This is a genomic window from Parabacteroides sp. APC149_11_2_Y6 (genome assembly GCF_054506995.1).
Window position 1 is genome coordinate 2,961,462 of the sequence record NZ_CP173709.1, and the last position, 12,675, is coordinate 2,974,136.

The 12,675-nt window shown below is 40.3% G+C and carries 6 protein-coding genes; 1 reads left to right on the forward strand and 5 read right to left on the reverse strand.

The genetic code is table 11. The features are described 5' to 3' along the window. Positions 1–84: 84 nt before the first annotated feature. Positions 85–864: a hypothetical protein gene (locus ACGE0T_RS12310; RefSeq protein ID WP_459186936.1), complete on the reverse strand. Its 780-nt coding sequence runs from the start codon at positions 862–864 to the stop codon at positions 85–87. A gap of 165 nt (positions 865–1,029) precedes the next feature. Between ACGE0T_RS12310 and ACGE0T_RS12315 the strand changes: the two genes are divergently transcribed. After that, on the forward strand, positions 1,030–1,863 hold the full coding sequence (locus ACGE0T_RS12315; protein ID WP_459186937.1) for an endonuclease VIII: 834 nt from the start codon (positions 1,030–1,032) through the stop codon (positions 1,861–1,863). 71 nt (positions 1,864–1,934) lie between these two features. Here the strand turns inward: ACGE0T_RS12315 and ACGE0T_RS12320 are convergent, their stop codons facing one another. The 4 genes from ACGE0T_RS12320 to ACGE0T_RS12335 all read right to left on the reverse strand — a co-directional run bounded on the left by ACGE0T_RS12320 (position 1,935) and on the right by ACGE0T_RS12335 (position 12,558). After that, positions 1,935–3,854, reverse strand: a complete 1,920-nt coding sequence (locus ACGE0T_RS12320) for a SusD/RagB family nutrient-binding outer membrane lipoprotein (protein WP_459186938.1) — start codon at positions 3,852–3,854, stop codon at positions 1,935–1,937. Between the two features lie 39 nt (positions 3,855–3,893). Continuing rightward, on the reverse strand, positions 3,894–7,067 hold the full coding sequence (locus ACGE0T_RS12325; protein WP_459186939.1) for a SusC/RagA family TonB-linked outer membrane protein: 3,174 nt from the start codon (positions 7,065–7,067) through the stop codon (positions 3,894–3,896). A gap of 377 nt (positions 7,068–7,444) precedes the next feature. Then, positions 7,445–9,373, reverse strand: a complete 1,929-nt coding sequence (locus ACGE0T_RS12330) for a SusD/RagB family nutrient-binding outer membrane lipoprotein (RefSeq protein WP_459186940.1) — start codon at positions 9,371–9,373, stop codon at positions 7,445–7,447. 20 nt (positions 9,374–9,393) lie between these two features. Further along, positions 9,394–12,558 carry a SusC/RagA family TonB-linked outer membrane protein gene (locus ACGE0T_RS12335; protein ID WP_459186941.1) on the reverse strand — a complete coding sequence of 1,055 codons (3,165 nt, stop codon included), beginning with the start codon at positions 12,556–12,558 and terminating at the stop codon, positions 9,394–9,396. Positions 12,559–12,675 lie beyond the last annotated feature (117 nt).

Here is a 12,675-nt window from a genome sequence, read left to right on the forward strand (position 1 = left end):
CTAAACCATAGTTATGATTTTTCCAATTCATAACTATGGTTTTGGAAAATCATAACTATGAATCCCCAAAAGACAGGTAACCGTTCATTCATTTATCCGATTTGTAACATCTCTCAGTTTCAAATTTAATTCTTCCATTTGCTTATCATAAGCATCCGTATCTTCCTCCACTGCCTTAGTAATCAGCTTACATATTTCAACTCGAATCTGACAGTATTCACGTAGCAAGTTATTGTATTCCCGGTACTCGGAAGGTATATTCTCTATCCTGTCCAGTTCCTTCAACAAATCCATATTTTCCTGCAACTTAGGAATACTGACTGTCTCTATATGCTTAAGCACCTGCTTTGCCGGTTTGCTATCCATCATATCATAAAACTCGAGTGACAAAGCATCATTTTGATCAAATCGGTCTATTTGAGCATTATACTGCTCTATATCCCAATTATTCAAACGTTTTTCTTCCCAATATGCACCTCCCAACAACACGGCAAAGATGATTGCACAACAGACCGTTCCTACTCCTGCTGCTCGCCAATTTGAATAAAACGGGTTACCCGCAGCCTGATGGGCCGCCAAATCTTTTCCTTGTATTTTTTCTACTATCAAATAAATAATAGCTGTATAGATTGTCGGTACTACAACGTTCGGTATCTTATCCAACACGGATTCGGGTATCAGAAATACACTGCTAAAAATCAGGACAGTAGAGAGGATGCCAATAATCAAGGCATAAAGACCCTGTTGCTCCCGTTCCAATACTATACAATTTTTACGTACTAAAATACCGGCCGCAAGGGGACCTCCGAAAAAGGTAGCCACAGTAATTGCCTTTTGGGAGTAGAGCTTTTTATTTTCTTCCATATAAGAGTTTTTATTTAAAACAAAAATAGAAAACTATATTTATTATTCATAAGATTATACTCTTTAATATTGAAACATAAAGACAATACGAATAGAGTTCCGTAATGTAAATATTTATATGTTTGTATTTTAATTGAGAAATTTCCAAATACAATTAATTAGAATATGATTGAAGCACCGGAAGCCCTTTATATCTCCGAACAGCTAAACCGGACGATAAAAGGGAAAGAGATTACATTTGTCAGTGCCGGATTTACTCCACATAAGTTTGCCTGGTATTACGGCGATCCGCAAAATTACGAAGGAATGCTCCTTCATAAACAAATGGGGACGGCCTATGCCTATGGCGGGTTAATTGAAATCGAAGCAGAAGATGTTCGTTTATTATTAGGCGATGGCATAAACTTACGTTTCTACCAAACCGGGGCAAAAATTCCGGAGAAACATCAACTATTAATCGGATTTGAAGATGAAAGTTGCCTGGTGGGTTCAGTCCGTATGTACGGAGCCGTATGTTGTTTTCCTGTAGAATCTTTTGAATGTAGTTTCTCTCCATACCGGGATGGAGCCAAAAACAAACCGCAGGTTATGTCAGAGGCCTTTACATTGGAATATTTCCTTAGCTTGATAAACAGCGAAGAGAAACAAAAAAAATCAGCAAAGGCATTTCTAGCCACCGAACAAACGATTCCGGGGCTTGGGAACGGAGTTTTACAAGATATTCTGTTTAATGCCCGGATACACCCCAAAACCCGTATCAATACATTAAATGCAGAACAAAAAGAAAATATATTTCATTGTATAAAGTCAACCTTGAACCAAATCTATCAGGCTGGCGGACGTAATTCGGAAACGGATTTGTTCGGGAAAAGAGGAAGCTATATTCCCGTCCTATCCAAAGAGACCAACAACAAACCCTGCCCTGTCTGCGGGGAAGCTATCCGGAAAGAGAGTTACATGGGAGGCAGTATTTATTATTGCTTTGAGTGCCAGAAATAAAATAAAAAAACAGCGCTGTACGTTTGAGATATACAGCGCTGTAAACATTTATATAATATGGAGAGTGTAACCTACTTCATATTCCACCACAAGGAAGTAGATACCAAATCCTGACCTCCCAACAATTTCAAAGCCTGATTATAACCTGCCTGATTGTTTGTCTGGATATTTGCGGGATAACGATAACGCTTCGGATAAAATTCCAGACGGCATTCTTTAGAAGTCGCCACTGTCAGAGGAACCTGGTTCAACGGGTTATAGTCTTTTTCCACAGCCTGATTTTCAAAGAACGGCAAACCGAGACGACGATGGTCGCTCCATGCTTCTTCCGGTAGCCAAGGCATTTGAGCCAGATATTTCTGAGTGATGATTTTTGTCAAAGCATCGTTATTATAAGCTCCACCTCTGTAAATGGAGTTTTTCGGATAAGTATAAATTTGTGTTTTATTTTCCTTTGTATAAGGATCCACATAATTAATTGAATAAGGTTGAGCTTCCTGAGTATGGTCGAAACTTACAGATGTTCCTACACGGTTATAATCCGTAGACGACAGATAACTTCCTACCTGGCTCAACAAGCCATGATATTCAAAACTGGAAGTAACGCCACTTTCGTAATTTGATTTGGCAGTACCCGGAACATTCCATCCTTTTACTGCAGCCTCAGCCAATAAGAAATAACTTTCCCAAGGACCAAAGAACACGCGTTTTTTTGTACTCAAACGGTATTGTTTCGAGAGAGATGGATAATTGTAATTCTTTCCAGTTAAAGCACTGACCAAACCACCTTTCACATCCCATTCGCCGGCAACCCAGGTTTCCCAGGTATATTTTGGGTTAATAGTCAACATAGGTGTCGTATTGTCATTCGGATCAAGCAAAGCAACCGGACCAACCTCTTTGGCAGCACCGATATAATCCGAATAAATCACGCCATCATCCCAACCTACCACGCTAAACAATTTAGGAGCACGCGGATCTACATACTGAGGAACCCCGTCAAAATAGAAACCGGCACAAGGATCATTCGTTGTCAATGGGAAATGTTTATTCAGATATAAACCTAAATATGTATGCGGGTCTTTCAGATGGCTTTTCAAAGAATCAGGCAGCGGAAACTCTTCGCCGCCAAGCCCGACCACCAAGTTCTTATAGGTAACAGACATTGCCTGGCCATTCCATGGGCGGGACATTACGCTGGTCAGGTCGCCCCAACCATCCTTTTCCTGCACGGCTGCTATTTCTGCAAGTGAGGAAATATAGCCCTTAGATGCCGCATCCTCAAATTCCGCTTTAGCCAACTCCGGAGCAACCCCCGAGATGCGCATGGCAAAACGCATGCGCAAAGAATTTGCATATTTTTTCCACATATTGACATCTCCGCCATAAAACGCGTCTTCGGCTGCCATCGGTGTCATTGTAATAGACGGATCGAGAGCGGCTTCCGCTTCTTTCAGCTCCTTCAAAATGAATGTATAGATTTCTTCCACACTGTTGTACTCGGCAGGGACACCGGAAAAAGCATCCAAAGCCGGAATTGGCCCGAAACCATCCGAGACTTCCGAATTCAGGTATGCGCGCCAGATACGTGCCATTTGCACCACATTTTTATAATAAGGATACAGGTCACCTTCACCTTCTTTTATCTTTTTCTCTCCTAGCTGGACAGCTTTTGTTGCTGCATTCAGCCATTTTACAGAATAGTCGTTACTCAAATAAAGAGTGATATAATCGTTATTATCCGTTCCGATGGTAAAACCGCTTCCTCTGTTAAAACGGGAAGCACGGTTCCATGTCAGGATAAACATACGTTCTGCGATTTCCGGATTCATCTGGTCGCCTATGATTGAAGAATTCAGGAACCATTCAGGCTTCACTTTACTTTCATCCACCTGGTTCGGGTCTTCATTCAACTCCTGAAAATCATTACAGGAGGAAAATAAAGCGGCTGCTAAGAAAAAGCCTGCCAGTAATATATTTTTCGTATTCATAATTCTTTCGTTTCTTTTTTATTAATCCTTGCTTATGCCTTAAAATCCGACTGTTACGTTAAATGTAAACGAACGGCTTGTCGGTGCTGCACCATTCTCAAAACCTGTAGCATTGGTATTTGTTGCCGAAACAGATTCAGGATCAATACCCGGCATATTATAGTGAATCATCCAGACGTTGTTGCAGGTTGCTGATAAACGCAAGCGCTGGAACGGTGTTTTCTTCAACATCGTACGGTTGAAATCGTATCCCAACGTAATATTACGCAAACGGATATTGGTCGCATCGTAAGTAAAGACTTCCGGCAAACCGTAGTTACCGGTAGAACCGATACGTTCCCAGTAATTCTGAGGAGTGACAGCCACCTTGTTTTCCACATAAGAATCCCCCTGTTTCACTACTGAATTAGGTACTACAAAATTCTGCCGTTCCCCGTCTACAACTGTGCCCTTGGCATTACCACGGACATACAGGTTGGATGCTGTTGCCGAATAAATCTCTCCACCGATACGGAAATCCACCAAAAAGCTAAGGTTAAAACCTTTATACGAGAAATTGTTGGTTATACCCAGCATCCAGTCCGGATTCTGATTACCAACTTTCGTTTTTTCCGTTGAAATCAATGGCAAACCATCATCACCTACTACTATATTTCCGAAGTACGGGCTATTCTGATCGGTGACACGAACAAATGTCTGACCATAAATATCACCATAATAACCACCCTGAGCAGCAACAATCTGAATCGCATCCAATGTTTTAATATCATATAGTGTAACGCCCGGATACAAGTCTATAATTTTATTTCTATTCAAAGAGAATTGTGCCGAAGCATTCCAGTTGAATCCTTGCGGATTAGTACTTTGGAAGATACCGCCATTCAAAGAAATTTCCACACCTTCGTTCTGAATATTGCCGGCATTTACTTTTCGTGAGCTATATCCGGAGAACGGGTCCATTGGCAAGTCCAGCAACTGGCGTGTCGCGTTAGACTTATACCAGGCAAAATCCAATCCTAAACGGTTATTGAAGAAACGTACATCAAAACCGGCTTCCCACGACTTTATCAACTCACTACGTACACTCGAGTCGAACAGGACTTTACCGGGATTGGCTATCGTATTGCCATTTTCATCTTTTCCTACTGTGTAATTATTATATAATTGATACGGGTCGAGGTCATTACCGACTTCGGCATAAGAAGCTCTTACCTTTGCAAAGGAGAACCATTCCGGCATTTCGGTGCCTAACTTCGGTAACATCTCCGAAATAACACCGGATAAACTTACCGAAGGATAAAAATAGGAGCGGTTCGCTTTCGACATGGTAGACGACCAGTCATTACGTGCTGTCACATCCAGGAACAGATAACCATCCCAGTTCAACTGCAACGAACCATATAAAGAATTCATTTTACGGCGTGTCAGTTCGGATGTGACTGTCGGTTTATTAATACCATTGTTCAGGGAGAAAAGGTTCGGAACGAGCAGGTCGCCAGCTGAAGCATCCATTTTCGTTCTTTTCTGCAACATCAAGTTACCACCAAAAGTAACAAAACCGCCCAAACGGTCGATTAAATTATCTTTACGTGCTGTAGCCAGGAAGCTATAATTGTTTTCATAAAATGTTTCAGAACCTTCGCTATACAAACCACGGGGAGAAGTATTACCTCCGGCATATACTTTTTGATTTTTTGTAGTTGTATAATAGTCGGTGCCGGCTCTCAACTCGATATCAAACCAATTGACCGGAGCATATTTTAAAGAAACATTACCCAACAAACGGTTACGTGTATCGTTATTCTGGCGATATTGGGTTACCCAATAAGGGTTTTCCTGTGGATTCTTTGCTGCATCCCACCAAATCATATTGCCGTTTGCATCCACACAATCTTTAAATTCAGCTACATTCAAAGAACGGGGTAAGTTATAAATCGTATTGAACGCATTGGAAGGGTTTACTCCCTGGATAGGGCGGTTGTGCGCATTCATATTTATATAGTTCACCTTTGCATCCACTTTCCACTTTTCCGCTTTATCCAGGAAAGTTGTGGCACGAAGGGTGATATTTGTCTTATTCAATTTGGATTCCGGGGTAATTCCTGCGTCATCCGAGCGGTTTACTGAAGTAAAAACTGATGTTCCGTTTATATTTTGCTGGAAACTGACCCCTTCATTGAAGGATACTCCAGTTCGGAAAAATGCATCGATATTATCATAAGTACGAAGAGAGACATCACGTCCTAACCAGTCTTTCACGGTTTGTCCTTCTGCCTTCGGTCCCCAACTCAGACGGGATTGGTTATCATATATTCCTACAGAACCCTGGCCAAAACTATTCTGCATATGCGGTTTCAGGAAAATAGATTCAGTCGTGATACCAGCATTTACGGTAATGCCAAGACCCTCATTTTTTCTACCCGATTTAGTAGTAATCAAGATAACACCGTTACCTGCACGAGACCCGTATAATGCTGCTGCCGACGCACCTTTCAGTACTGTCATCGATTCGATATCTTCCGGGTTAATATCGGAAAGTCCGTTACCCATATCGGTACCGGAATTTCCCCATACATCATCTACACCACCAGTAAAGTTATCCATAGGCGTACCATCCACAACAATAAGTGGTTGGTTGGAACCGGTCAGTGAGTTATTACCACGAAGTACAATTTTAGAAGACCCCCCTACTCCATTACTGGAACGGACAATCTGTAAACCGGAAACTTTACCGGAAAGGGAGTTCGCCAGGTTCGGTTCGCGTGATGACAACAATTCATCTCCTTTCAACTCTTGCATGGCGTATCCCAATGCTTTCTTATCCCGCTTCATACCTAAAGCTGTTACAACTACTTCATCCAGTTTCTGAGTATCTTCTTCCAGATGAACATTCAGGGTCGATTGTCCGGTATAAGGTATTTCTTGAGTTATAAATCCGATAAAGGAGATCTGGATGATATCTCCTTTTTTTACTCCTTCAAGAGTAAAATTACCATCCATATCGGTTATAGTTCCGTTAGTTGTACCTTTAATAAGAACGGATGCTCCGGCTACAGGTCCCAAAGCATCTTCCACTGTTCCCGAAATCTTTGCATTTTGCTGGGAAACGTCAGTGATTTGATTTTCCGTCTCCGGGGCTGCGAATATATTTCCTGAGAAACATAACGAACCCATAAGCAGTATCATACTGACAGGTCTGATTTTTTTCAACATAACTGATGTTTTTTGTTTATTATAACATGATATTTTACATGGCTGACACCAATATCTTTTTTGATATATGTAACACAAAAAAAGAGAATTTGTTTTTGTCATTAACATGTGTGAAAATGTAAGGCATGGTTCTATTCTTTATTAAAATCAAAAGGCATCACATGAAATATAAAGGACAAGAGGATTTCCTATAAATAATAAGAGCCAGTACTCTATAAGTATTTTTTTATTTTCAAAACAAAAAATTAAAAACAACTTCTTTTTAGCTACTCAGTCCTTTCTATAAAAGTTTTAGTTAAAAAAAGAGAGGCATATCCCCCAAACAGGATATACCTCTCTTTAAATTCGGTTAAAAGATTAACTATAGAAACCTATATTTATTTCGAACTTTTCGCCCACCATAATGGTGTAAATACATCATCCGGACCGCCTAATACCTTAACAGCCTGATCATAGCCTTCCGGACTGCTATTGGCCAAACTTGACGGGAATTTCAAACGCTGCGGGAAGAACTTATATGTCTGTTCCATATAGTTGCTCTGTGTTAAAGTAGGCATATAAATCAATGGTTGTTCTACAGCTGGCGTTTCAAAGAACGGAAGTCCTAAACGACGATGGTCGCTCCATGATTCCATCGGCACCCAAGGCACATTGGCAATAAACTTCTGTGTGATAATTTTAGTCAACTGGTCATTCAAAGCTTTACCATACAATGTTTGAGAAGCAACCGGATATTTATATGTAAATGTACCTTCTGCTTTTGTATAGCCATCGATCATTTTCATTGTCTTTGTTGCAGGAGGTTCTGCCGTATGATCCCAGGCAACTGAAGTCCCCACATTATTATAATCTGTTGATGCAAGGTAACTATCCACAAACTTGGAAACACCGTTGTATTCAAAACTTGCACGGATACCGGCTTCATAAGCATCTTTGCCTCCCATAGAAGCAGCCCAACCTCTTACAGAAGCTTCTGCAATCAACAGATAAGATTCCCAAGCACCGAAGAAAATACGAGAACTATTACTATCTCTATATTTCAATACCAAACGAGGATTTGTTCCATTAAAACTATAAACCTGATTCAACGCACCTTTATCTCCCTGCGAACCGATAGCCGGGGCATTCCATGTATAAGAGGCATCTATTTCTTCCAATTTTGTCTTTTTGTCATCTTGTAACAAATCACGCTTTACGGTTTTTGCCGTATTATCCCATGACGGATAATTACAGAAACCTTCGCTGTCAAAATCTCCCGGAATATAAAATAAAGCATATGCACGCGGATCAATCTTATTGCGCAAGCCATCGAACCAAAAACCGGCACCTGGCTCGTTTGTATACAACGAGTAGTGTTTTTCATAACGTTGTCCCATATAATCTTCTGCTTTGATATGTGACTGGTATCTTTCATCTGTCAATTGGTCAGATGTTTTGATACCCCCCAAGCCAATCATCAGGTTATTCAACGTTGCAGACAATGCCTGCGAATTCCACTCACGTGACATAACTCCGGTTAAATCATCCCATCCCGGTCTTTCTGCGACTGTAAAATTATCGCTGTTATTAGCTATATATCCCCCTTTGACAGCATCTTCAAATTCAGACTGTGCTCTGGCAGGTTCCACTTCAGACAGACGCATAGCCAAACGCATACGCAAAGAGTTACCGAATTTTACCCATTTGCTGAAATCAAAATTGTAAGCACGATCATACTTCTTTTCCGTATCATCCGGAGTAACATTTACATCCAATTTGCCAACCGCATCTTTCAACTCATCAAAAAGGAAATAATAAATATCCTTTGTGCTGTTAAATTCCGGGTTCGTTCCCTGAAATGCATCTTTAGGAAGAGCTCCGAAATTATCCACAAATTCACTCATCAAATAAGCACGCCAAATGCGGGCAACCTGTTTCAGGTTCGGAATCATTACAGCATCATGTCCGGTCAGATTTCCTTTGGATATTTTATCATCAGCCAATGTAATAGCCAATGTTGCAGATTTCTGCCAGCTTGCCGATTTATCGTAGTAAGCGGAAATCCATGCGTCATTATAAGAACCTACGGCTATACCAGAAGTAAAATGTTGGCGAGCAGCCGTTTTCCAGTTTAAAACAAATGCACGTTCCGCCACATCAGGATCCATCTGGGCACCTGTAATTGAAGCATTTATAGCATACTCGACACGCGCCTGGTCGATCGTTGCCGCTGTAGGGTCAGTATTCACTTCATCAAAGTCCGAGCATGCCGTTAACAGCAAAGACCCTATGCCAAGTGTATAAACTAATTTATTTATATTTTTCATATTGCTTATTTTTTATGTAATTAGAAACCAAGTGTTACGTTAAACAAATAACTGCGTGATGTAGGAGAACCACCATTTTCGAAACCGGTAGCATTTGTACTTGTTGCATACACAGATTCCGGGTCTACTCCATTCAGATGACTCTTAATCATCCATACGTTATTACAAGAAACACCTAATTTAATTTGTTGGAACGGGGTTTTCGAGAGCATTTTTTTATTAAACGCATAGTTCAATGAAAGATTACGCAAACGAACATTGGTCGCACTATAAATATTTGCTTCACCAATACCCAAGTTACCGGTAGAACCTGTAACTGCTTCCCAATATTGTTGAGTAGTAATTGATGAATTATTTACCTGATAAGCACCATTATCATCAACATATACCGCATCTAATTTCATATCAGGACGCTCGCCATTAACAACTGTAGCAGCAGCTGTTCCCGATGCCTGCATAGCACGGTTTGTTCCGGAGAATATCTCACCACCAAAACGGCTATCGATCAAGAAACTAAACGACCATCCTTTATATGCAAAAGTGGAAGTGATACCTAATAAAGCATCCGGTTGCTGGTCGCCAATCTTTACTTTTTCCGTGTCGCCGGTTGGCAGACCATCTTTTGTTACAATCATTTTACCATAATAAGGAGAGCTTTCATCTGTCACACGTTTAAACTGTGTACCCCAGATTTCACCATAGTTACCACCGGCAGTTGCATAGATCTGCACATTATCATAACCACCTAAAGAATATAAACTGATATCCGGAGTTAATTCAATAATCTTATTGTTATTTTTAGAGAAGTTCACCATTAAATCCCAACTAAAACCACTTGCCGTTTCAATCGGACGGGCATTTACCATCAATTCGACACCAGTATTCTGGATATCACCTGCATTAATTTTCTTATTCTTATAACCGGACAACGGGTCCATCGGTAAATTTAATAACTGACGGCGTGCATTCGATTTGTACCATGCCAGGTCAAAACCTAAACGGTTATTAAAGAATCTCAGTTCCAGACCGGCTTCCCATGAAGAAATAAGTTCAGAGCGAACATCCGGATCATATAAAGTATCCTTTGTACCAACTGTTGCATTTCCTTCCGGATCGTTACCGATAGTATAAGTATTATACAACTGATAAGCATCCATATCATTACCTACCTGTGCAAAAGAAGCACGTACTTTAGCAAAAGTAAACCAGTCCGGTAACGGTTTATCTATTTTATTCATCATATCCGATATAATCCAGGCTGCAGAAATAGACGGATAGAAGAAGGAGCGGTTTTTCTTGCTCAAAGAAGAAGACCAGTCATTTCGGAAAGTAGCATCCAAGAACAGATATCCGTCAAAGTTTGCCTGCAATGTTCCATACAATGAATTAATCTTTTTACGGTTAAACTCTTCTGTCCCGTTAATTTTGTTCTTCGCATTTCCTAAAGTAAACAAATCAGGAACATTCAGTTCGTCAGGCGAAGCTGAGACTTTCTTTTTCTGGCGCATCATCAAGTTACCACCAAAGGTTGCCGATCCACCCCACTTACCGAATAAATTATCCTTTTGAGCAGAAATCAAAAAACTGTAATTATTTTCATAGAAACGATCCTGTCCGATACTGTAACGTCCACTGTTCGTTAAAGAACTTCCGGCATATGTTTTAGATACGAAATCGGTGAAATACATATCACTACCTGCCTTAATTTCAGCATTCAGCCAATCTGTAAAACGATATTTCAAGGAGCCGAACATCAGGAAACGGTCACGAACATCTTGATTATAAATATAACGTGATGCCCAGTATGGGTTAATTTGCTGTCCACCACCATACCAAATCATCTTTCCGTTTTCATCCCTTGCAGCAGAAAAATCACGAATGTCCATTGAGCGCGGAAGCTGGTAAATAGTGTTGAATACGTTCGAACTATTATCTCCGGAGATAGGACGGTTCTCTGCATTTGAATTGATATATTGGATTTTTGCATCCAATGTCCAACGCTCGTCTTTACCAAATTTAGATAAAGCACGCATTGTTAAATTCGTACGTGCCAGAGATGCTCCCGGTATTTTACTGTTATCATCCATACGCGTTACAGAAGTATAAACAGAAGTATTGTTATACTGCTGGGCGAATGAAATATTTTCAGTTATATTCGTACCTGTATCAAAATAATTACGGACATTGTCATAAGCCTGCATATTAGCAGTCACTCCATCCCATCTTTTATAAGACTGTCCTGTTATCTGAGGTCCCCAACTGGTAGACTTCAATTCATCATATACCCCCAGAGAACCTTGTCCAAAACTATTCTGCATTTTCGGATTCATAAAAATAGTTTCTGCAGACACGGAACCTGAGATAGTAATACCTAATCCGTCAGTCTTCTTACCTGTTTTTGTTGTAATCAAGATAACACCATTACCAGCACGGGATCCATACAAAGCAGCAGCAGAAGCACCTTTTAAAACAGACATACTCGCAATATCTTCCGGATTAATATCCGATAGTCCATTACCCATATCCGCAGAAGGGTTCCAATAATCATTGTTGCTACCACCAGTAAAGTTATCCATTGGTATACCGTCAACAACAATTAAAGGCTGGTTTAATCCGGTAACAGAGTTACTACCACGTAATTGGATTTTAGAAGATGCACCAGGGCCATTACTTGAACGGATAATCTGTACACCGGAAACTTTTCCTGATAATGCATTTGCTACATTCGTTTCACGGGCATTAACCAGCTCATCCCCCTTAAGTTCCTGCATAGCATAACCCAATGCCTTTTTTTCTCGTTTGATACCTAAAGCTGTTACCACAACTTCATCCAGTTTCTGAGTATCTTCTACCAAATTGATATTCAGTGTAGGCTGTCCGGTATACTTGATTTCCTGAGTTACGTAACCAATGAAAGATATTTGAATAATATCCCCATTTTTTACGCCTTCCAATGTAAACTTACCGTCCATATCGGTAATGTTACCATTGGTAGTTCCTTTTACAACTACAGATGCCCCGGTTACAGGACCGAAAGCATCCTCAACTGTACCTGTAACCTTTCCGCTTTGCTGGGAAACGTTTGTACCAAGATTGGCTGACTCCGAAGAAGCATAAATACTTCCAGGAAGGCAAAATGCACCCGCCAATAGAATTAAGCTAATAGGTTTGAATTTTTTCAGCATAATTTGTGTTTTATTTATTGAAAGAGATATAATTGTGTTTGTCTAATAGTTTTATGCTATATGTCTTGAAATATGGAGGCTTTTAGGTTTAGCGTTTACTTTTGTAGCATTTGTTAC

Bases quoted from the DNA above. Each gene is read 5' to 3' on its own strand.
- ACGE0T_RS12310 (WP_459186936.1), bottom strand. From the start codon at position 864: ATGGAAGAAAATAAAAAGCTCTACTCCCAAAAGGCAATTACTGTGGCT.
- ACGE0T_RS12320 (WP_459186938.1), bottom strand. From the start codon at position 3,854: ATGAATACGAAAAATATATTACTGGCAGGCTTTTTCTTAGCAGCCGCT.
- ACGE0T_RS12315 (WP_459186937.1), top strand. From the start codon at position 1,030: ATGATTGAAGCACCGGAAGCCCTTTATATCTCCGAACAGCTAAACCGG.
- ACGE0T_RS12330 (WP_459186940.1), bottom strand. From the start codon at position 9,373: ATGAAAAATATAAATAAATTAGTTTATACACTTGGCATAGGGTCTTTG.
- ACGE0T_RS12335 (WP_459186941.1), bottom strand. From the start codon at position 12,558: ATGCTGAAAAAATTCAAACCTATTAGCTTAATTCTATTGGCGGGTGCA.
- ACGE0T_RS12325 (WP_459186939.1), bottom strand. From the start codon at position 7,067: ATGTTGAAAAAAATCAGACCTGTCAGTATGATACTGCTTATGGGTTCG.